Below are 22,561 nucleotides of genomic sequence, written 5' to 3'. Positions count from 1 at the left end.
TTTTTAATGGTATTTTTCAGCTCCGTGCGCTTCTCTTAAAAAGCACAAGAGTTAATATACCAACACCAGAAGGTAAAGTCAACAAAAAAAGAGATGCCGCAGCATCTCTTTTTTCCTTCTATTCTATTATCCTGCCAAAAAGACAAAGTAGAGGATGAAGATGATGAACAATCCATACATGATCGGATGAATCTCTTTCGCCTTCCCTTTCACAATCATTGTTACCGGATAAAAGATAAATCCAATCGCAATTCCTGTTGCGATGCTGTACGTGAGCGGCATTGCGATGATGGTCAGAAATGCAGGTACAGCAATCTCAAACTTGTTCCAGTCTATTTTTCCGAGAGATGAAACCATGAGAATTCCTACTATAATAAGTGCAGGTGCTGTTACCGGCGCTGTGATGACACCGAGCAGCGGCGAGAAGAACAAGGCGAGCAGGAACAGTCCGGCCGTTACGACGGATGCAAATCCCGTTCTCGCACCTGCAGCAACTCCTGCAGATGATTCAATGTAGGAAGTCGTTGTTGAAGTACCCAAGATTGAACCAATAACCGTTGCAGCAGAGTCCGCGAAAAGCGCCTTGCTTGCTCTTGGCAGTTTGTTTTCTTTAATAAGGCCAGCCTGGTTAGCTACGGCTACAAGTGTTCCTGCTGTATCAAAGAAATCCGCAAAAAGGAAAGTCAGAATAACTACAAGCATTTGGATAGTAAACAATTGATCCAGATTTGCAAAAGCAGCACCGAATGTCGGCTCAAGACTCGGAACAGCTCCAACCACCTGTGTCGGTACGTCAATTAACTGAAAGATCATCCCCACAATCGCCGTAAGGATCATTCCGTAAAAAATGCCGCCGTTGATCCGTTTAACCATAAAGATAACAGTCACAAACACTCCGAAAATCGCAAGCAATGCGTTTCCGTCTTTTAGATTGCCTAGACCTACAAGCACAGCGTCATTGTTTGTTATGATTCCAGCATTCTGAAAACCTACAAAAGTAATAAACAATCCAATACCGGCTCCAACAGCATACTTAAGTTCCTCCGGGATTGAGTTAATGATTTTTTCGCGGAGACCTGAAGTTGTCAAAACGATAAAGATCAGACCCGAAACAAGAACGCCGGATAATGCTGTCTGCCAAGGGATGCCCATTGTAAGAACAACTGTAAAGGCGAAGAATGCGTTCAGCCCCATTCCTGGAGCAAGTGCTATCGGATACCTGGCTATGAGCCCCATTAAAAGGGATCCAATTGCTGCAGCAAGAGCAGTTGCCGTGAACACAGCCCCCTGATCCATTCTTAATTCATTCGGAAAATCAGGCACTGACGCCAGTGAAAGTGTCAGCGGATTAACGAACAGGATGTAAGCCATTGATAGGAACGTTGTCAGTCCGCCGATAAACTCGCGGCGATAGTTCGTGCCAAGCTCTTCAAACTGAAAATACTTTTTCATGTTAAATCCTCCTGTATCTTAACGCCGTGCCGGGGGCCCTTGTATAAACAAACAGATAAGTGCAAAAAAGCGCTCCCTGCTGCAGAGGAGCGCTTGACGACATGGATATTAGACAGATTGGCACATGTTAGAGTTATCCGAATGCACCGAACTATATAACACCTCGTAGTCAAGCTCTTTACGGCAGCTTGGTAGAAACTTTTGGGCCATATCCCCAACTTTATACGACGTATTTAGACAATATTTTTGATAGGTCTATCTTATCAGCATAGGCACAAAGTCGTCAACAAAAAACGAACATTTTATATAAAATGTTCGTTTTCGTTCGTTTATTCCCATTCAATTGTAGCTGGCGGCTTGCTCGTGATGTCATAAACTACGCGGTTTATGTGTTTTACTTCATTTACAATGCGAGTAGAGATGATCTCGAGGACCTCCCAGGGAATACGTGCCCAGTCAGAGGTCATGCCGTCAATTGACGTTACGGCACGGATGCCGATTGTGTAGTCATACGTTCTTGCATCCCCCATAACACCTACACTGCGGATATCAGGGAGAACGGTGAAGTACTGCCATACATCGCGCTCAAGACCCGCTTTTGCGATTTCTTCACGAAGGATTGCATCTGATTCACGAACAATCTCAAGTTTTTCTTCTGAGATCTCACCCAATACGCGAATACCAAGTCCAGGTCCCGGGAAAGGCTGGCGCCAAACGATGGCATCAGGAATGCCAAGCTCAGAACCAAGCGCGCGCACTTCATCCTTGAAGAGAGTGTTAAGCGGCTCAATGAGTTTGAACTGCATATCCTCAGGAAGTCCACCTACGTTATGATGAGATTTAATCGTTTGAGCTGTTGCCGTTCCACTCTCGATAATATCTGTGTAAAGCGTACCCTGCGCAAGGAATTCAATTCCTTCTAGCTTCGTTGCCTCATCATCGAATACATAAATGAACTCATTGCCGATGATTTTACGTTTTTGCTCAGGATCGGATACACCACGGAGTTTGTCCATGAAGCGGTCTTTTGCATCCACTTTAATGACGTTCATGTTAAAGCCTTCGCTGAATGTCTTCATTACACCTTCAGCTTCATCTTTGCGGAGAAGTCCGTGGTCAACGAAGATACAAGTCAGCTGATCGCCGATCGCCTTGTGAATAAGTACGGCCACAACGGAAGAATCTACGCCGCCGCTCAGTGCACAAAGCACTTTTTTGTCGCCGACTTCATCACGGATCTTTTGAAGCTCAAGCTCGATAAAGCTTTCGATGGACCATTCACCGCTGCATCCGCACACGCCGAATACGAAATTGCGGAGAATATCGTTTCCGAATTCTGAATGGCGCACTTCTGGATGGAACTGAACGCCGTAAAGACGTCTTTCCTCATTGCTAATTGCAGCAAAAGGGCATGATGGGCTAGTTGCATCTACGATAAAGTCATTCGGGATATCAGCTACAAGATCGCCGTGGCTCATCCACACAATCTGCTGTTTAGGAAGATCTGCGAAAAGAGCAGTTTCTGTTTGAACGTTCAATGTCGCTTTTCCATACTCACGGTGATTGGCAGCTTCTACTTTCCCGCCAAGGTAGTGAGTCATCAGCTGCATACCGTAGCAAATCCCGAAAACCGGGATGCCCAGGTCAAAAATCCGCTCATCGCAGCGGAAGGCATTTTCGCCGTATACACTGTTTGGTCCGCCTGAAAGGATAATTCCTTTAGGGTTCATTTCCTTGATCTCTTCTGCTGTCAGCGTGTGAGGATGAAGCTCACTGTATACGCCAAGCTCACGGATTCTGCGGGTAATCAGCTGGTTGTACTGACTTCCGAAATCCAAAACGACTACCATTTCATCATGCAAGTTGTTCACGGATGTTCACCTCATTTAAAAGATACCCTAAAAAATAGGATTCAGAAATTGAGCATAAAAAAAGCTGGAACTACACCTTCCAATTCAAAAAGAAAAGAAGGCAGAATTCCAGCTTTTACAGGTGTATATTCTGCCTTCATAGTCAGATTATTTGCGGCAATCCGGTAGAGACTCTCGAACCATATTATCGAGGATATATGAAGGGTAAGTACTATTAATTTTCCCTATTCTAACAATCTCCCGCAATTCGGTCAAGATGCTATCTTTTTAATTAAATTTTCCCACAACTTTATCGATTTTATCCATTCTTCTTTCGAACTGTCTCCCCTGTACAGCGATTTCTCATAGCTGGCCGTCAGCTGAGTCATATCCCGCATATCGAAAAACGAGTCGATATAGCGGGCATAATCACGCAGGGTCTGTCCGTCCTGACGCTTCAGACCGTATCGTTCAAGCTGTTTAAGAAGGGCATTGTAGGCCTCGCCGTAGACCTTTTCGTCCTTACGGTGCTTATACCTGAACAGGATCACGTACGGCATCCATCTTAATCTTGTTTTATATAGAACGAACGCAATGACCGCAGCTGCTGCCAGTATGATGTAAAAAGCAGTACTGCCAATCTGAATGTTAAACGGAAGTGGATTTTTTGATGTGCTGCCTGAATTCTCCGTCTGGTTTTCTTCAGGAACAGGCTCCCGCTCTAGTTCTCTCTGTTCAGGCGTTTCTGCTTCAGGCGTTTCGGAAGGATTCAGATTAAACGTAAAATCATATGGGTTTGTAAAGCTTTTCGTAGGCTCAAACGGCACCCAGCCGATGCCGCTGAAATAAACTTCCACCCAGGAGTGGGCATTATTGTTTGTCACTGTATACTCTTTTTTGCTGCCTCCAAGGCTCTGGACGAAGGAACCGTCTGAATAGCCCTTCACCCAGCGTGCAGGAATATCCGCAGCACGAAGCAGAACGATCATGGAAGTGGAGAAGTTATCACAGTAGCCTTTAAACGTCTCAAAAAGGAACTGGTCAACGTAATCCTCTTCCCCTCTTGGAACTGCTACGTCTGTTGTTTCATAGGAAAACTGTGAACCGCCCAAATACGTCTCGATTGATTTTGCCTTATCGTAGTAATTGCCGTTGCTCTCAGTCAGACTGAGTGCAAGATCGCGAACACGCTGCGGAAGCTCTTCAGGCAGCTGTGTATACCGGGCAATCTCCTCTTCTGAGAGTCCTTCATTTGACGTGACTTTCCGCAGTTCGTCAATTTTAAAATTAGGAAAATTGTATGCTGTTTCGTAGGAGCCGGGCGGAAAGTAGCCTCTGTCTTCTGAAATGCGCGGTCTCATCTGTTCAGAAACCGGGTTCACATCGAGAATGGCATTCTCAGGGAGACTGACAGACTGCACGCCTGCAGGGTAAATGATGTGATCATATCTGTACCTTCGGTCAATTTCCACACTGGCTGTCATCGGAACGGTCTCTGTCCCTTCTTCTGTAGAAAGGACCGTGATTTCATCTGGATCCATCTGCACATTATCCGCTTCAGGATCTGACAGTTCCCATCCCTTTCCCGTATAAACATCTTTTGTCTCCACTTTCCAGTAGTGACGGTCTTCAGCAACTGCGGTGAAAACAGGGGTATTGTCAGCTACAAAAGAACCGCCGAGCTGTTCATCATTCGGGCCGTATCCAATTTTATTGACACCGCCGTTCGGTCCTTCATCCTGACTGCCGTAAGCCGTCAGATAAGGAACCGGGTCCGGCCACTGCGGCTCCGCTTTCGGGGCAAGGATTCCGACAAAAACGGCAGAACCGATCAAGGCACTAAGCGGCAGAACCCACTTGACTGTCATATAGCGCTCCCTCTTAATCCGCTCAAGAATGCGCAGTCTCTCCAGATATAAAAGTCCAATCAGCACAAAGCCGACCACGACAATTCTTACAATGGCGATGCTTGCATCGTACTCCGTGAACGTATCAAGAACGGTGACATACACAAGAGTTATGATAAAAAAGAACATGATGCGCTTCTGGACAACGATCCAATAATTGATCAGGTACACCAGCAGCCACAGCAGGACAAAAAACAGCAGGGTCCTGAACGGAGAGGTTATGTCCATCCAGGACGCATTCATCATAAGAGCAATATTATCTCGTATGTCATTTATAAACGTCCCTATCCATGAAGGATTCAAAAGAGAGCCTTCAAAAAACAAAAGATGCTGCACAAACAGAATATAGACGATTTTTACAGCAGCAGCGGTGTACCATTTGGCTCCAATTGAAATGAAAAAGAAGCTGATGCCTATAAAGAGTACAAACACAAGGGTGTTTCCTGTTTCGGTAAAGTCCTGAAGGGGTCTTAGCCACTCCCATAATAAAAGAAAGGCAAAGGCATAGTAGATGAAAATCGCTGTCTGTCTTTCAAATTGTTCACTCACAGCATGCTCACCTCTTTAAAGGCTTCTTCAAACCGTCCCGCTCCGACGGCTTTTGTTATGATTTTCCGTTTGATCAGCCGGTCCATCATCACTTTTTCTTCACTTGTTATCCGTTCACCCTCTTTTTTCACAAGAAAGACGAGCGTCGCATGGCTGCGCGATCCCAGGCGTTCAAGCTTTCTGACCAAATCAAGAGATAAGGCGGATGTAACAAGCAGAGGGGTCGCATTTTTAGATTGCCAGACAGGAAGCTCCGTTTCTGCAATTTCCGCAAACGATGTCCCGCTGTCGCAGTCCGTTTTTGCAAGGTGGTAGTAGATCTGCTGCAAATGCTGTTCCGTCTCCCCAATGGAAAAAATGGACTTTTCGCTGCCGATGGAAACAAATCCGAGTTTGGCACCGCTTTTGATGATTGATTTAGCAAGGGATGCCGAGAACGTGACGATTTCCTCAAATACATCTGATGGCGTGCGGTCCATCATCACTACAACATCGTGACTCTGCATCTGTTCAAATTCCTTTGTCATAATGCGGTCGCGTCTTGCAGTTGATTTCCAGTCAATCCAGGAGAACCTGTCTCCCGGCTGGTAATCCCTTATGCCGATAGCCATAGTCGTGTCCTGCCAGAACTTCGCTTTTGAGCTCGCTGCCCCCTGCTCAAACTGTTTTTCATTCTGTCTGTAGGATAAATCAACAGAATGCGGATAGACGAGAAAGTAGTTTTCGGCATCAAATGTCACTTCTTTATCAATCAGTCCGAACAAGTCGCCGGTTCTTACCCGGACCTGTGTAAACCGGTGTTCTCCCCTTGGCATCCGGCTTAATTCGTAGCTCATGATGATTTTCTTTTTAAACCATGGATACAGCAGCTTTTTCGGCTCCTGCATCTCCATAAGTTTTGAGAGTTTTTCCGGCAGTACATCCTCCACCACCAAGTAAAACAAGGGAAACGGGAAGGCACGCTCAATTGTTATTGTCCCGATCAGCTTTTCCCCCACTGAAAACTGCTCCTGATTAATGGCCCTTGTGACCTCAAACGTCCGCAGCGGGTAGAGGGCAACGAGCAGTGAATACAGGGAAATGGGGAGAAAGCTGTAAAAAAGAAACCAGCTGACAAATCCCCCCTGAAACATCGCATATGCAAAGGTAACCGCCGTGAAAAACAACAGACTGACAAGCTTCCAGACATACCGGATTTTCAGAAAAAAACTTTTCATTAACGGCTCATCGACCTTTGCACAGGAACTGGCGTCCTGGAAATGATTTCAGTCAGCAGCTGTCCGGCAGACTTTCCTTCGTATTTCGCTTCGGACTTGAGGATCATCCGGTGAGGAAGGGTGTAAGGAGCAAGGAACTGGATATCATCCGGAATCACATAATCACGGCCGTATAAAAAGGCATATGCCTGCGCGGCTTTCATGAGGGCGATGGACCCGCGGGGACTTGCTCCTAAATAAACGGACGGATGTTTGCGTGTTTTTGTGACGAGGTCAATAATATACCGTTTAACCGTTTCGTCCACATACACGGTTTGAATTTCACCCTGCAACTTAACAAGTTCTTCTTTTGTGATGACAGGTTCAAGAGTGTGAATCGGACGTTCTTTCTCCGCAAGGTTCAGGATCTCAAGCTCTTCACCTGCAGATGGGTATCCCATCCTGATTTTGAAAAGGAACCGGTCCAGCTGTGCTTCAGGCAGAGGGTACGTGCCTTCATACTCAATAGGGTTCTGTGTAGCCATTACGAAAAACGGCTTGCCGAGTGATTTCGTCACCCCGTCAACCGTTACATTGGCCTCCTCCATTCCTTCCAGGAGAGCAGACTGCGTTTTAGGGGATGTCCGGTTGATTTCATCCCCAAGGACAATGTTGCCCATGATCGGACCCGGACGGTATTCGAATTCCAGGGTTTTCGGGTTGTAAATGGAAACACCTGTGACATCAGAAGGAAGCAAGTCAGGCGTGAACTGGATTCTCTTAAAATCCGCTCCCACAGATCTTGCAAGGGATCTGACCATCATCGTTTTTCCGACTCCCGGCACATCTTCAAGCAGAACATGTCCTTCCGCAAGAATTGCCACAAGGCTGAGTACAGCGACATCGCGCTTCCCGACCATGACACGCTCTATATTTTCAATCACTTTGCTTAATTTCGGATGCATCATATCATTTTGAGCCATTCTCATCCTCCTAGGACCATTTATCGGGCATGCTGCTTAACTCTATACACATTCGAAATAAAACGACAAATTCCTGTTTCTTTTTACACATTTAATCTTTTCTTAACAATATCACGAAACCTTTTCCTCAAATCAAAAGTGAGCACATTCACAGCAGATTCATGTGAGCTATGATTTTATCCATAATTTAAAAAAGCCGCTTCACAGGATGGAGGCGACTTTCGTATTATGCTTTTAGTTTACAGTCCCGCGATCAACCTGCTCTCCCAGGATTCCCATATTAGACGTCACTTTCTGGGAAACGCCGCAAAGAGCCTCTATGGCATTTGCTTTGTTTTGTCCGAGCTGTGTGACCACATCTAAGAATGTCATTTCCATTTCCAACTGATATCGCACTGTATTCAGCACTCTATTAATTATTTGTCAGTTTTATAATCAATTGGTTAATTCCACGATTTTATTTTGAACACCTTTATCCGTTTCATTGGTTGAATTTAAAACAAGCTCAACAAATGCTTTTACTGCTGGAGACAGCCATTTTTTCCTTTTTATCAGCATATGAGAATAAATTTGATCAAACTTTTCATTGTGATGAATGATTTTCAATTCTCCCCTTTCTATTTCTTCTTTAACAGTAATGTAAGGCAATACAGAAAAGCCAATCCCACTCATAACAATCTTTTTAATAGCTTCTATACTCCATAATTCCATTATTTGAAAGTTGTATAGATCACGTTTCAAGAGATATTTTTCAAACATCGACCTGTAACTGCAGCCTTCTTCATTTGTGATAAAAAAATGGTTGGTTTGGTTTCTTTTGTACTGGTCAAAATGGTCCAGGCTATTATTGCTGCCCACAAGGACAATTTTCTCCTCAAGCAATGGATAATGATAGCATTTCTCCGGTTTGAATTCCGGATAGACCATAAAGGCGACATCTGCCCGTCCTGTCATCAAGTCAATTTGGTTTTGCCCGCATGTACCGTTGCTAAGTATAAGTCTGACATGAGGATATTTTAAAGTGAACTCTCTAATAATTGGGGACAGCCTTGAAATAGTCAGTGATTCCGGAGCAGCCACTTTTAAAACTCCCCCAAATTCATTGGCACCCCGCATATTTTTTATTTGTTCATGAGTAGCCAGTAGATCTTCGGCTAGGGGGATCAGTTCCCTGCCTGTATGAGTAAGCTGCAGTTTCCTTTTTACATAAGTAAATAACTCTCCTCCAATTTCTTGTTCAAGCGATTGTATATGTGCAGTAATTGTGGATTGCGTATAGCCTAGCTTAGAAGCAGCGGCTGTATAACTTCCTATTTCCACAATCGTCATAAATGTTACTAGGTGTCTGATTTCCATAACGTTTCTCCTTACCTGAAAATATTATCGAAAAAAATGATAATGAAAATAACAATTTCGATTTTATTTATCATCAATGTCATCTTACAATAAAGACTGTTCAATAGTAAATTAGAAAACGAGGGTGGATTTATGAATATAGCAGCGTTTCTTTCCTATGTAATTATTACTTCAGTTACACCAGGTCCAAGCAATATTTTAATGATGAATGAAGGACGGAAATTCGGTTTTATAAAATCATGGAAATTCAACAGCGGAATATTGGCAGGATTTGCATTATTAGGTCTTTTAAGCGGAGTATTTACTACAAGCTTATACGATTCGATACCTTTAGTAGAGCCGTATTTTAAAGCAGCTGGTGCGGCATATTTACTCTACTTGGCATGGAGGGTGGGCTTCCGAAAAGGCTCGGGGGAAGATTCCAGCATCGAGAGATCTTCTTTTTTATCAGGGTTTATCTTCCAGCTAATAAATATCAAAAGCATTTTGTTCTTTTTAACCGTTATGAGTATTTTTGTATTACCGTACTATTCATCATATGAAGCAATAGGTTTTTACTTATCTCTGTCTATTCTTCTAGGGTGGACAGCACTTTTATTGTGGTCTGGGTTCGGTTCAATGTTCAAAAAATTCTTTTCTGAATATGACAAGTTCTTTCGAGTGATCATGAGTTTATTGTTGGTATATTCGGCGGCAAGTATTTTTACTTGAAACGTTCCATATTCAAAAAAAATATACAATCGTTCTTGAAAATACATAAAGCAATGCAATCCCCCCCCCATAAAACGCATTGCTTTATATATATTACTGTTTCATAAATCAAGAGAGATGAGCCCTCTCTATTATTCAGCTATCTCATCATCTCTTTAACTAATTCTCTGTTCCGCTCTTTAAACACCTCATTATGAGAAGAAACCATTGCTGCTTTTTGCGCTCCCGGCTGTATGTACTGCTTTGCCTTGTTCACGGCGTTTGCTGCATCCTGAAAAGCTCCCGCAATCAGATGCAGTTTGCCTTCATGCATGAGAATATCTCCCGCTGCATAAAGACCTTCTACAGATGATTCGCTTGATTGGTTCCCGGCAATATAAAATTCCTCAGCAAGGGCTATGTTCAGGCTGCTGTTTTGCAACAGGGCCGCATCCCTTTCGTATCCATGGTTAATGACAACTTCATCTACTTCGAGGAAGAAGGTATCTCCTGTTTGATGATTCGTCAGTTCTACCTTCTCGATTCGTTCGTGATCATCAGAAGCGAGGAGTTTTGTAATCGATGTATGGAAAAGGCACTCCGCTCTGCTGTTCATCAGCTGGGATACTTGTGCTTCATGGCCTTTTAGCGCATCCTTTCGGTACACAACATAGACGCTCTTTGCTACCGGCTCCAGTTCAAGCGCCCAGTCTATCGCTGAATTCCCGCCCCCTGAAATAATGACCGTCTTGTCTTTAAAGCGCTTTAACGATTTAATCGTGTAATTCAGGTTTGATACTTCAAATCTCTCTGCCCCTTCAATTTCGAGTTTCTGAGGATTCAATATGCCTCCTCCAACTGCCGCGATAACCGTTTTGGAGAAATGTGTGCGGCCTGATGCTGCTTTCAATACGAAGATTCCCTCTTCATTCTTTGAAATGGACACGATTTTCTCACTCAGCACGACCTCAGGCTGAAACGTCAGCCCCTGCTTAACAAGCTGTTCAATTAATTTTGCACCTGTAATGGGAGTCATTCCGCCTATATCCCAGATCATCTTTTCCGGATATACGTGAACCTTTCCGCCAAGCATCGGCTGAAATTCAATAATTTTCGTTTTCATTTCCCTGAGCCCGCTGTAAAAAGCGGAATACAGCCCCGCCGGACCTCCTCCGATGACTGTTACATCAAACAGTTCGTGTTTCTTCACGACGCCATCCCCTTTATTAATCATCTATTAGTAATTATGTAATTACGATTGATTATCATTCTCAATTAAATATACTCTGAATTCTTTCTTTTGACAAGCTGACGTCTGTTAAAAAATTTGAGGTCTCCATACATAAAACTGAACTCATATTCAGCCTTTTTTGTTTGCCTTGCGTGAGGAAACGGGAACATAATCCTGAACCTTCCTGCAGAAAATAGGAGGATATAACGCCTTTTTCATATCATCCTTTGGCATGATTGACCCAAAGTGAGGGTCTGATATGATTTTAGGATGCAGAAAAGAACGTCCAGTGAAAGGAGCGTCCCGTGTGAAAAGCATACAAAACCGCCTGCTGCTGATGCTGCTGGTATTCATTGTACTGCCGTATTTTCTATCTGTTTTTTTCATCTATACATACACAAAAAGCAGTGTTGAACAGTACGAGCTTGAAAACAGCCGGGAGCAGCTTCAAAAAAATGCGGAGGACCTCGAACAGTATTTTGAGGAGATGATCGACTTCCCTTCACTCCTTTACCGTAATCCTGACCTGTTCAGGATCTTCAACAATGGATTTGAAGATTCTATCTACTTCAGCCCGAAAACAATGGAAAAAAGTCTCGAAACCTTTTATCTGATGAGAAAGGAAATCAGACAAATGCGTTTCTATATTGATAAAAATAAAGAATCGTTTACGCTTTATAACGCCATGATCAGCACGCGCAGATACCAGCCGGATTTTCTCGAGCAGAGTCCGGTGAAAGAACTGTATGCATCTGATCTGAATTACATCATTGATCCGCCCCGCCCGCTTTTGAATTACAACAACGCTGCAATTGTCCCAGAATCTGATAAAACAGTGGTGCTGACGTTTCATCACAAAATAACGGATGTCCTCTCCAAGAAATTTCTCGGAGTTATCACGATTGATATCGACATGGGAGAGTACGCGCGCATTTGCAATAACCTTGTACAGGGCAATGAGTCTTCTGTTTTGCTGCTTGATTCAAAGAACCGGGTCATGTATTCAAATGACAAATCCCTGATTGGCGAAGTTCTCTCAAATGGAGAACGTTCTAAAGGGAACAACCAGGATATTATTCTCTCTAAGGAGCTGTCTGGATCTTTAAAAGGCTGGCAGCTGATTAAAAAATCTTCCAGTCAGGCTTTATATGAAGATGTCAGGAAAACAGCCTATACAAATATTATCGTCGGGATCGGTGTGGGGCTGCTCGGTCTTTTAATGATTGCGGTTATTTCAAACCGGATTACCCGCCCGATTGCAAGCCTGAGCCAAAAGGTCCGCTCTATTGAAGGCGGAAACGAAAATGTTCCGTTTGATGACAGCAGAGATGATGAGATTGGCCACTTGGAGTCTCACATGAAAGATATGATGAACAGGATCAACACGCATATTGACCGGGAATATAAGCTCGAGATTGAGAACAGAAAGAATCAGTTCATGGCGCTGAAATCACAGATTAACCCCCATTTCCTGTTTAATGCCCTGCAGTCAATTGGAGCGGTTGCCCTTAGGTCCAAGGCTCCTAAGGTATATCAGCTGATCACCTCACTGTCGAGAATGATGCGCTACTCCCTTCAGGCAGACCAGTGGGTGCTGGTGCGGGACGAGGTGGATTATACAAAAGCATACCTGGCGCTGCAGTCCGAACGGTTCGGTGATTCAGTGAGCTATACAATTGAGATGGAGGAGTCCATCTTGGACATGACGATTCCGAGCATGATTCTGCAGCCTCTTGCCGAGAACTTTTTTAAACACACGTATGAAGAAGGGTTCAGCAGTGCCCATTTGCTCATCAAAGGTTCCATTCAGGATGGACATCTTGATTTTCTGGTTGAAAATGACGGACCCGGACTGACAGCAGGCCAGCTTAAGACATTGCAGGACAACATTTATACGCCGCCGTTTGAAGGAACTTATTCAAACGAACATATCGGATTGAAAAACATTCGTGACAGGCTCCTGCTCAGGTATGGACCAGGTGCACAGCTGCATGTTGATTCAATTGACGGAAAAGGATTTTCGGTCCGGATGAAAATACCGGTCTCAGGAGAAGGGAGCTGAACAAGGTGAAGGCACTGATTGTTGACGATGAGTTTAATGTGCGGGATGTCATTCGTCATCTGGGCGAATGGGAAAAGCACGGAATTACAGAACTGCTTGAGGCAGGCAACGGCAAGGAAGCCAAAAAGTGGATTGAAAAAGAAAAACCCGAGCTGATTTTTACTGATATCAAAATGCCAGGGATGTCTGGCATGGAACTGATAGAATGGCTCCATTCCATTTCATATCCGGGGAAGGTCGTTTTTATTACCGGCTATAATGACTATTCCTATATGCGCAAGGCCATCCAGCACAGCAGCTTCGATTATCTGCTGAAGCCCATTGAGTATGATGCGTTTAATCATACGCTTGAAAAATCCGTTCAGGCCTGGAAAGATGATTTTCAGCATGCCGAAGTGCTGGAAGATGCGAAAAAACTTCGAAGAAATCAGGTTGCAACATCCATCTGTCACGGCGACAGGTCTGACGCAGAAAGTCTGGCCGAGTTTCTTCCTGAAGCAGATGACTATGAGCTGACTCTGCTTTCTTTTTATCAGATGCATCATCCGGAGCCCTATGTTCAAAAGCTGTCAGAGGAACTTATGAACCGCAGAATGGGAAATGCCTTTTACCTGCAGACAGACCTAAATCTCTGTCTGGTGATCACCGTCCGGAACCAGTGGCTGTCAGCGGAAGAATGGATCAGCTCAGAGTTTGACATCCCTGTAAGACTTGTCGAGGGTGAGTCAGCCATATCCCTTGCACACATCAGATCCTCTTTTCAGGAGCTTCTGACAAAACTTGAGAATCAGGAATTCAGATCGATTCACCGGCTTGATGAACTGGATGCTGCTCGCCGTATGGAAGATATCGTGTCCTATGTGGATACCTATTATATGGAGGATTTAAGCCTTGAAAAGCTGTCGAATGTTTTCTTTTTAAGCCGGGAGCATATCTCTCGGAAATTCAAACAGGAAACCGGAATGACCCTTTCAAAGTATATGACGGATCTGAGGATCAAACAGGCAAAAACCTGGCTGCGGGAAACAGATAAAACCATCTACTCCATCTCTACTATGCTAGGGTTTCAGGATGAAATCTATTTTTCCAAGCTGTTTAAAAAAGTGGTGGGAGTGACACCGTTTGAATTCAGAAAGGAAGCGGTGGAATGAAAAAGGTTATTGGTTTTATTGGAATCATTCTGCTGCTTACTGCATGCACGAACGATGCTGCGCCGGATAAACAGAACGTGAAAGAGGAAAAGATTACACTTGATCTGCGGAATCCAAAAATAGAGGTTTCCACCCAGTTCGAACAAATGACGCGGGCTTATGAGCGCGAGAATCCTCATGTTGAGATTCGCGTGCATACGGTTGGGGGCGCCATGGATGATCTTTCAGATTTAAAAGCGGAAATGGCAGCCGGCAGCGGACCGGATATTTTCACTAACACCGGCTATGAAAATGCCAGGCTGTGGCAGGACTATCTTGAGGATTTATCCAACGAACCTTGGGTGAATAACGTCTACCCCGAGGCTCTCGTTCCAATGAAACGGAATGGAAAGGTGTACGGCATGCCCGTCAACCTTGAGGGATATGGGTTTATCTATAACAAGGACCTTTTCAAAAAAGCAGGGATTGCGGGACTTCCTGAAACATTATCTGAACTGAGAGCTGCAGCGGAAAAACTGAAAAAAGCTGGGATTACTCCATTTGCAACCGGCTATTATGAGGACTGGAAGCTCGGTGATCACCTCATGAATATCGCTTTTGCCCAGCAGGAAAACACCGAAGCATTTATTCATAACCTGAACAGCGGAAAAGAAAAAATCAGCACAAATCAAAACTTCGAGGACTTGCTGAACCTGCTCGACCTCACTCTTCAGTACGGAAATGACAACCCGCTTACAACAGATTATGCAATGGAAGTCGACCTTTTCACGTCAGGCAAAGCAGCTATCATTCAGCAGGGAAACTGGATTCAGCCGATGATTGATCAGGCTGCACCGGACATGGACATCGGCTTTATGCCCATTCCGATTAACGACAGACCAGTGAAGGAATCTCTCGTTGTCAGTGTTCCAAACTATTGGGCCGTCAGCAAACAGTCCAGTCCCGAAAAGAAAAAAGAAGCTAAAAAGTTTTTGAACTGGATGGTCTCATCAGAAGTAGGCAAGAGGTACATGACCGATGAGTTTAAATTTATTCCCGCCTTCCATCATATTAAAGCAGAAAACCTCGGCCCTCTTGCAGAAGAAACCCTGCAAACCTATAAACAAGGAAGAGCGCTTCCATCCAACTGGTTTCATTTCCCGGTTGGGATCCGAGAGGAATTCGGTGAAGCCACCCAGCTTTACGTTGGCAGACAGCTGAACAGAAAACAGCTGCTGAACGAATACCAGAAATCGTGGGAAAGGTTTTCAGAGGAATAGGCATACCGCTCAAGGAGAGGCGGTATGCCTTTTTACCTGAGCAGCTAAACTTGTTCTCTTCTTTTCTCCCAGTTTTCTCTCGTCAGCTTCATATTGATCGAATCAATCCATTTCCCGTCGTGCTCCAATTCACCTTTATCAATGCTTACTGTTTCAAACCCCGCCTTTTCATACACTCTTACTGCACGAGGGTTAAAAGCGAAAACACTCAGAGTCAGACTGTTTACATCTGTTTTTTCAAACATGTAATCAATGAGCAGCCGGGTTGCTTCAGTTCCGAGCCCGCGGTCCCTTCCTCCCGGACCGATCAGGATTCTGAAATTCATGCTGCGGTCTTCGGAATTATACAGATTAACAACCGCTTCCCCCACAAGCACTTGCCGTGCCTTGTCCACGATGGCAAGATCAAGGCGGCCGGACTGCTCATTTCTTGAGGCATACCATTTATATACACTCTCTTTGTCATAGGAATCTTCGCTCCCGGTGTATTTCAGTACCACAGGATCTTTTAAGCACTCTTCTATGTAAGGCATATCTTCTTCCACAAGAAACGGCCTCAATTGTACGAATTCTCCATTAAGGACTGGTTTAACAGCCAAATTCATTCTTACTCCTCCCCTTTCTTTATCAATTCGACAAACTCAACTCTCTCCCTCTCAAATCCCATATCAATATACGACTAAATTCAGGTCAATATGTGCCATACCTGTTCTCGCAGGGCTGCCCTATAATTCAAGTTGTACTAGCAATCATACAAAAAACGAGGAGGAAGACTTATGAACTTTAGCAGGCTTGCCAAACAGGCAACAGCAGTAACACTCAGCACAGGCATTCTTTTAAGCGGCGCGGTAACCCAAACATCTGCAGCTCCAAAGGATCCGGCAGATTACAAAGAAACGTACGGTACTTCGCAAATCACTCGTTCCGCAATGAAAGACATGATTAACCAGCACGGTGATGCAAGATACACCGTACCAAAATTTGACGCTTCAAAAATTGAAAACATCCCTTCTGCCAAGAAAACAACAGAATCAGGGGAAACAATGGACCTTGATGTGTGGGATACATGGCCGCTTCAAAATGCTGACGGCACAGTGGCGGAATACAAAGGCTACCATATCGTTTTCGGTTTAGCCGGCGATCCTAAAAATGCCAATGACACATTTATTTACATGTTCTATAAAAAAGCCGGCGACAATTCTCTTGACGCCTGGAAAAATGCCGGACGCGTTTTTGACAGCAATGATAAAAATGTTCCAAATGATCCTTACTTAAGCCGCCAGTCTGAAGAATGGTCAGGATCAGCTACATTCACAGAAGACGGAGAGGTCCGCTTGTTCTACACAAACCGCGAAGCTTTCAATGCTGATGCAGGTTATTATGGAAAACAAACCTTAACAACGGCACAAGTCAATGTCTCTCAGCCTGACTCAAAATCACTTAAAATTGATGGCGTTTCTGATTATAAATCCATCTACGAAGGCAAAGACAGCAAATACTATCAGACAGTAGACAAGTTTGCTAAAGACGGAGCTCCGAATGACAACCATACATTCAGAGATCCTCACTATATCGAAGAAGACGGCAAGAAATATCTTGTGTTCGAAGCAAACACAGGAACTGAGTACGGCTATCAAGGAGAAGAATCACTTTACAATCAAGCCTACTACGGCAACAGCAATAAATTCTTCCAGCAGGAAAAGAATGCTCTTTTGAACAGCGACAAAAAGCAGCTGGCTGAAGTCGCCAACGGCGCAATCGGAATCATTGAAATCAACGATGATTATACCCTTAAAAAAGAAATGAAGCCGCTGATCGTTTCAAATACGGTCACTGACGAAGTGGAACGTCCGAACATCTTCAAAAAGGACGGCAAATGGTACCTGTTCACAAGCTCACGCGGTTCAAAAATGACGATCGACGGCATCGATAATCAGGATATCTACCTTCTTGGCTATGTAGCCGACTCACTGACAGGCAAGTTCAAGCCGCTTAACAAAACAGGCATCGTGCTTCATCATGACCTTGATCCAAATGATATTACATGGAACTATGCTCACTATGCCATCCCTCAGGAAGGCAGCGATGATGCCGTTGTCACAAGCTATATGACAAACAGAGGTTTCTTTGAAGACAACAAGTCAACCTTTGCTCCGAGCTTTAAGCTGAACATCAAAGGCAGCAAAACGTCAGTTGTTAAAGACAGCATCCTTGAACAGGGACAAATTACAGACGACGAGTAAGAATCAAAGAAAAAAGAGAAAGAAAATGTCACGGGGCATTTTCTTTTTTCTATTTAAAAGTGGTGATAATCATGAGTAAAAAGCGAGTTCTCAAAAAAGGATATAAAACGGCGGGCATCATCTTGATCGGAATCTGGATGGCCGTCTCAACCGGCATATTAATCCACGCTTTTTTAAAAACAAAAGATGTTCCGCCAGCAGAAAAAGATGAGCATTCATACCGGGCTGCCTATCATTTTACAGCCCCTGATCACTGGAAAAATGATCCGCAAAAGCCTGTTTACTACGAAGGAACCTACCATTACTACTACCTTTACAACGGCGACTATCCAGACGGCAACGGCACAGAGTGGCGCCATGCGGTTTCAAAAGACCTCGTTCACTGGAAGGACGAAGGCGTCGCTATTCCGAAATATACGAATGCAAACGGGGATCCATGGTCAGGATCTGTCGTTATTGATAAAGAAAACACGGCTGGCTTCGGTAAAGATGCCTTTATAGCCGTTGTCACCCAGCCGTCAAAAGACGGCCAAAAGCAGGAGCAGTTCCTCTGGTACAGTACAGATAAAGGCAAGACCTTTAAGTCCTACAGCGAAAAACCCGTCATGAAAAATCCGGATACAAAGGACTTCAGGGACCCTAAAATCATCCGCGATGACCTCCGCGGCAAATGGGTGATGACGATGGCAGAAGGAAATAAAATCGGCTTCTATGAATCAGACAACCTGAAAGACTGGCGCTACACAAGCAGCTTTCAAATTGATAACCTCGGTGTGCTTGAATGCCCTGACCTTTTCCGCATGCGCGCAGATGACGGCACCGAAAAATGGGTGCTCGGCATGAGCGCAAACGGGAAAGAGACGGGCAAGCCCAACACCTATGCGTATTGGATTGGATCTTTTGACGGTAAGGAATTTAAGCCCGATCATAAGGAACCGGAATGGCTTGACTACGGTTTCGATTGGTACGGCGGGGTGACATTTGAACAGGCGGAAGGTGATCCCCTGGAAAAACGCTTTGCCCTGGCATGGATGAACAACTGGGCTTATGCCGATAACACGCCAACGATGGAAGAAGGATTTAACGGTCAGGACTCTGTCATCCGTGAGATCAAGCTTAGACACGAAGCAAACAATCATTATTACCTTTCTTCAAAGCCCAGCGAAAAGCTGGATAAGCTGAACACAATCACGAAAGCCTACAAGAGAATCGAAGTAGACGGCGCCAAAACCTTGGATGTTCGCGATGACACCTATATGCTTGAGGCGGACATCTCCTGGTCAGATCTGAAAAATGCCGGATTCCGGCTGCTTGAATCAGAGGATGGCACACGGCACGCAGACGCAGGAATCTCTTCTGCCGGAGGATATTCCTTTATGAACCGCGGGCTCACCGGACATCCGGACGAAAGCAATCAGCTTACAGAAAGCAAAGCTCCGTTTGATTCCGCCCAAAAAAAGGTACACATGAAAATTCTTGTAGATAAAACAAGTGTAGAAGTGTTCATTGATGACGGGAAGACTGTTCATTCCAATCTTGTTTATCCAAACCCCGGCGACAAAGGAATCACCCTTTTTTCCGACGGAGGAAAAGCCGTGTTTGAGAATGTGAAAATTAAGCATTTGAAAACCATTCAGACAAAATGAAGACAAAAAATTGCTGTTAGTAATAACAGCAATTTTTTGTGTATATTGAGCATAAACCTATATAGCCTATCAATAAACTTTCTTCTATAATGAGGTTATCAAAGGGATTAAGGGGGAGACGGAATGAATTTACACGGTTTAACAATAGAACAAAAAATGATGTGGGAACGTGATGGGTACTTGGTTTTTGAAGATTTTCTGCCGCAAAAAGAAACCGCTTACTATAATGAGAAGCTGGATCAGGCGATGACAGTGTTTCGCGAGGAAAACCGTAAAAATCCTGAAACCGGAGTCCTTGATCATGTCGATCAGATCTGCGGAATCATTGAGCATGAAGAGGCCTTTCTTGAGCTAATGGAAAATCCAAAAATGATGAATGTGATGCGGGACCTCCTTGGAGACCAGTTCGTGATGATCGATAACGACGGCTTAATCAAGCCTCCGAAAAAAGCAGCTCATACAAACTGGCACCGTGACACGGGCACAATGCTGTTTGTCGATGAAAAACCGGTTCCCTTCATGATTAAAGTGTTCTACTTCCTGTCTGACGTAAGCTATGACGGAGGATGTCTTGCTTTCCTTCCGGGAAGTGTTCACATGAGCAACGATGAGCTGCCAAAGGTTGAGAATCAGGAAGATATGCCTGGGCATGTCCGAATGAACGTGAAAAAGGGAACAGCCGTTGTTTTTCACGGCTCTGCCTATCACTCAGCTTTAAACAATTTATCTGAGGAAACAAGACGCTCCCTCATTTTCAATTACGCTCCTTCCTTCGTCCGCACATGGCCGGGATATGAACCCTCAGAGGCTTTAAAAGCAAAAGCGGATACAAACCTGCGAAAAATGCTTCTCGGCATGACGCCGTGGTGTTCAGATGCAAAGGCGTTTGAAGAAGAAGCTGTGAGTCGATGAGCGAAAAAAAATACTTTGAACATGTTTATTCGCCGAGCGGGTTTGCCCGCTCGCATTTGTTTTTTCCTTTAATCGGCGGATTCAACAAGATGTCGCCCGAGTTTTATTTCGAACGTGACTATTACCCTGCATGGGAATTTCTATATGTTACCTCCGGCAAAGGCTGGTTTGCTATAAATGATCAATGGATGAAACTCGAACCTGGTGATGGGCTCCTGTACGACATGAGACTCCCACACAAATATAAAGCAGACCCTGAAGATCCGTACGAAATGATGTACCTCGTCTTTAATGGCGATGAAATGAAGCATCTCATGGAAAAATGGTTTCCATCCCCCTCCACTTTAATCAGAGGCACGGCAGGAAAAGAGGAGTATGAGACAACGCTGATCCGGATTTTAAAAACGGGCGAATCGGCTGATGACAAAGCAGAAACCGAAACCAACATTCTCATCTATCAAATGCTGACACAGCTGCTGAAGTACAGCCGAACCGAACCTAAAGACCTGAACAGAGCAAAGCCAGAGTCGCTTGAACATGGCAGAATGTACATGGAAGAGCATTTCTCTCAAGCAGCAGACATCCAGGATGCTGCCAAAGCGGCAGGCTTAAGCTATTATCACTTCATCCGCCAGTTCAAGCGCTATTATGGCATTTCTCCTAAAGAATACTTAACCAAGCTGAAGATTGGCCATGCGAAAAAGATCCTGATCTATTCCGACAATCAAGTGAGCGAAGTTGCAGAGGCATCAGGCTTCAGCAGCTACAATGCTTTTTTGACAACATTTCTTCAGCATGAAGGTGTCTCTCCTACTCATTTCAGGAAGACATGGCGTTTGTCCAGGTATCATTCATAACTCATATTCCATACGAAATAGGTGAAAGACTCGTGAAAATTACTGACGTAGAAGCCATATACTTGCGACTGCCGGAAATCGATGCCCTCCGCTGTGACGGGACACAAGATACACTTCTGGTCCGGATTCATACCGATGAAGGCATAACAGGGATAGGAGAGGTTGATTCTTCGCCTGAAGTGGCAAAGGCAATTATCGAAGCGTCCGCTTCACATTTAATCAGCAACGGATTAAAGGATATCATCATTGGAGAAGATCCTTTTGATCGTGAGAAGCTTTGGAACAAAATGTTTCATGGTTCCTCCTACTATGGAAGGCAGGGGGCAGCCATCCACGCCATCAGCGGAATTGATATGGCTTTATGGGATATTGTCGGCAAGACCGCAGAACGGACAACCGCTCAAATGCTGGGCGGCGTATACAGAAACCGCGTAAAAGCTTACGCAAGCCTCGTTATGCCTGAAACGATTAAAGACGCCTGCCTGCTGGCAGAAAAGTTTATGGACATGGGGTATAAAGCCATTAAATTTGGCTGGGGTCCATTTGGCGCAGACGACTATTTTGATGTTGAGGCTGTGAAGGCCATTCGGTCTGTTATCGGAGAACGGACAGAGCTTATGATCGATATCGGACAGCGATGGGATGCCAAGCATGCCATTAAAATGGCCAGGCGGTTTGAAGAGTATGGTGTGCACTGGATCGAAGAACCGCTTGCTCCGGATGATCTGGAGGGCTATGCCATGCTTTCGGCAGCAACCGACATTCATATCGCGGCAGGGGAAAATGAGAGCGGAAGAAAAGCGTTTGAAAGACTTATTAAAGAAGGCCGGGTGGATATTATCCAGCCTGATTTGGGCAGGTGCGGAGGGTTAACGGAAGGAAAGAAAATCGCTGATCTTGCTTATGCCGAGCATAAAATGATCGTCCCCCACGCATTTAAAACAGGCATATTGGTCGCTGCAAGCACTCATTTTGCCGCCAGTATTTCTAATGGTTTTCTAATGGAATATACAGTTTCCGATTCGCCTCTTGCCAGAACACTTGTCCAAAACCCGGTGCTTTTTAAAGATGGATACGTACATCTTCCTGACAGGCCCGGACTCGGCATAGAGATTGATCCTGATGCGGAAGCGAGATTTAGAGTGTGAGAGAATAATTGATTGAATAACGTTGAAACATGCAGATATTTCCCCGGGAATGAGATCACCTTTTGCCGA

At 44.5% G+C, this 22,561-nt stretch carries 18 protein-coding genes and 2 riboswitches; of the genes, 9 read left to right on the top strand and 9 right to left on the bottom strand.

What is annotated here, in order from left to right; all coding sequences use genetic code 11:
- Nucleotides 1-126 precede the first annotated feature (126 nt).
- The 7 genes from ACK1LH_RS01705 to ACK1LH_RS01675 all read right to left on the bottom strand — a co-directional run bounded on the left by ACK1LH_RS01705 (nt 127) and on the right by ACK1LH_RS01675 (nt 9,293).
- Complete coding sequence (locus tag ACK1LH_RS01705; RefSeq protein WP_029286127.1) at nt 127-1,452, bottom strand: NCS2 family permease; 1,326 nt, start codon at nt 1,450-1,452, stop codon at nt 127-129.
- A gap of 146 nt (nt 1,453-1,598) precedes the next feature.
- Nucleotides 1,599-1,700: riboswitch (purine riboswitch) on the bottom strand.
- An 81-nt stretch (nt 1,701-1,781) separates the two neighbouring features.
- A complete protein-coding gene (gene guaA / locus ACK1LH_RS01700; protein WP_411335055.1) occupies nt 1,782-3,302 on the bottom strand; it encodes a glutamine-hydrolyzing GMP synthase in 1,521 nt (506 codons plus the stop codon).
- A gap of 140 nt (nt 3,303-3,442) precedes the next feature.
- Nucleotides 3,443-3,544: riboswitch (purine riboswitch) on the bottom strand.
- Nucleotides 3,545-3,574: 30 nt separating this feature from the next.
- Nucleotides 3,575-5,758, bottom strand: coding sequence for a DUF3488 and DUF4129 domain-containing transglutaminase family protein (locus ACK1LH_RS01695; RefSeq protein ID WP_411334319.1), 2,184 nt, complete (start codon nt 5,756-5,758; stop codon nt 3,575-3,577).
- A complete protein-coding gene (locus tag ACK1LH_RS01690; RefSeq protein WP_411334318.1) occupies nt 5,755-6,975 on the bottom strand; it encodes a DUF58 domain-containing protein in 1,221 nt (406 codons plus the stop codon). Before ACK1LH_RS01690 ends, ACK1LH_RS01695 begins: the two co-directional genes overlap by 4 nt.
- Complete coding sequence (locus ACK1LH_RS01685) at nt 6,975-7,937, bottom strand: AAA family ATPase (protein ID WP_411334317.1); 963 nt, start codon at nt 7,935-7,937, stop codon at nt 6,975-6,977. The genes ACK1LH_RS01690 and ACK1LH_RS01685 overlap by 1 nt, the downstream gene beginning before the upstream one ends.
- A 234-nt stretch (nt 7,938-8,171) precedes the next feature.
- The gene (locus tag ACK1LH_RS01680) at nt 8,172-8,333 is read right to left on the bottom strand and encodes a hypothetical protein (RefSeq protein WP_203290410.1); all 162 of its coding nucleotides are present in this window, start codon (nt 8,331-8,333) and stop codon (nt 8,172-8,174) included.
- A gap of 39 nt (nt 8,334-8,372) precedes the next feature.
- Nucleotides 8,373-9,293: a LysR family transcriptional regulator gene (locus tag ACK1LH_RS01675; RefSeq protein WP_203289413.1), complete on the bottom strand. Its 921-nt coding sequence runs from the start codon at nt 9,291-9,293 to the stop codon at nt 8,373-8,375.
- A gap of 132 nt (nt 9,294-9,425) precedes the next feature.
- Here ACK1LH_RS01675 and ACK1LH_RS01670 point away from each other — a divergent pair, with 132 nt between their 5' ends.
- Nucleotides 9,426-10,004: a LysE family translocator gene (locus ACK1LH_RS01670; protein WP_029286139.1), complete on the top strand. Its 579-nt coding sequence runs from the start codon at nt 9,426-9,428 to the stop codon at nt 10,002-10,004.
- Between the two features lie 139 nt (nt 10,005-10,143).
- Here the strand turns inward: ACK1LH_RS01670 and ACK1LH_RS01665 are convergent, their stop codons facing one another.
- Nucleotides 10,144-11,193, bottom strand: coding sequence for an NAD(P)/FAD-dependent oxidoreductase (locus ACK1LH_RS01665; RefSeq protein WP_411334316.1), 1,050 nt, complete (start codon nt 11,191-11,193; stop codon nt 10,144-10,146).
- Nucleotides 11,194-11,521: 328 nt separating this feature from the next.
- Between ACK1LH_RS01665 and ACK1LH_RS01660 the strand changes: the two genes are divergently transcribed.
- From ACK1LH_RS01660 to ACK1LH_RS01650, 3 genes are read left to right on the top strand one after another with little or no spacing between them, the layout of a single operon-like run.
- Complete coding sequence (locus ACK1LH_RS01660; RefSeq protein ID WP_203289411.1) at nt 11,522-13,276, top strand: sensor histidine kinase; 1,755 nt, start codon at nt 11,522-11,524, stop codon at nt 13,274-13,276.
- A gap of 5 nt (nt 13,277-13,281) precedes the next feature.
- Complete coding sequence (locus ACK1LH_RS01655; RefSeq protein ID WP_411334315.1) at nt 13,282-14,427, top strand: response regulator; 1,146 nt, start codon at nt 13,282-13,284, stop codon at nt 14,425-14,427.
- Entirely contained in the window at nt 14,424-15,686 is a 1,263-nt protein-coding gene (locus tag ACK1LH_RS01650) for an ABC transporter substrate-binding protein (protein ID WP_203289409.1), read from the top strand. The genes ACK1LH_RS01655 and ACK1LH_RS01650 overlap by 4 nt, the downstream gene beginning before the upstream one ends.
- 44 nt (nt 15,687-15,730) lie before the next feature.
- Here ACK1LH_RS01650 and ACK1LH_RS01645 read toward each other — a convergent pair whose 3' ends face one another.
- Nucleotides 15,731-16,291: a GNAT family N-acetyltransferase gene (locus tag ACK1LH_RS01645; RefSeq protein WP_203289408.1), complete on the bottom strand. Its 561-nt coding sequence runs from the start codon at nt 16,289-16,291 to the stop codon at nt 15,731-15,733.
- A 171-nt stretch (nt 16,292-16,462) separates the two neighbouring features.
- Between ACK1LH_RS01645 and ACK1LH_RS01640 the strand changes: the two genes are divergently transcribed.
- The 5 genes from ACK1LH_RS01640 (at nt 16,463) to ACK1LH_RS01620 (ending at nt 22,492) form a co-directional block, all read left to right on the top strand.
- Complete coding sequence (locus ACK1LH_RS01640) at nt 16,463-17,929, top strand: glycoside hydrolase family 68 protein (RefSeq protein WP_411334314.1); 1,467 nt, start codon at nt 16,463-16,465, stop codon at nt 17,927-17,929.
- A 71-nt stretch (nt 17,930-18,000) separates the two neighbouring features.
- The gene (locus tag ACK1LH_RS01635) at nt 18,001-19,575 is read left to right on the top strand and encodes a glycoside hydrolase family 32 protein (RefSeq protein WP_411334313.1); all 1,575 of its coding nucleotides are present in this window, start codon (nt 18,001-18,003) and stop codon (nt 19,573-19,575) included.
- A gap of 123 nt (nt 19,576-19,698) precedes the next feature.
- Nucleotides 19,699-20,487, top strand: coding sequence for a phytanoyl-CoA dioxygenase family protein (locus ACK1LH_RS01630; protein ID WP_029286142.1), 789 nt, complete (start codon nt 19,699-19,701; stop codon nt 20,485-20,487).
- Nucleotides 20,484-21,344, top strand: a complete 861-nt coding sequence (locus tag ACK1LH_RS01625; protein WP_029286144.1) for a helix-turn-helix domain-containing protein — start codon at nt 20,484-20,486, stop codon at nt 21,342-21,344. The genes ACK1LH_RS01630 and ACK1LH_RS01625 overlap by 4 nt, the downstream gene beginning before the upstream one ends.
- Before the next feature lie 32 nt (nt 21,345-21,376).
- Complete coding sequence (locus tag ACK1LH_RS01620) at nt 21,377-22,492, top strand: mandelate racemase/muconate lactonizing enzyme family protein (protein ID WP_411334312.1); 1,116 nt, start codon at nt 21,377-21,379, stop codon at nt 22,490-22,492.
- Nucleotides 22,493-22,561: the final 69 nt, after the last annotated feature.

The organism is Metabacillus indicus (assembly GCF_046603695.1).
Classification (GTDB): domain Bacteria; phylum Bacillota; class Bacilli; order Bacillales; family Bacillaceae; genus Bacillus_P; species Bacillus_P indicus.
Note: the sequence above shows the minus strand (reverse complement) of the source record. Positions and strands in the feature narration are given on the sequence as shown.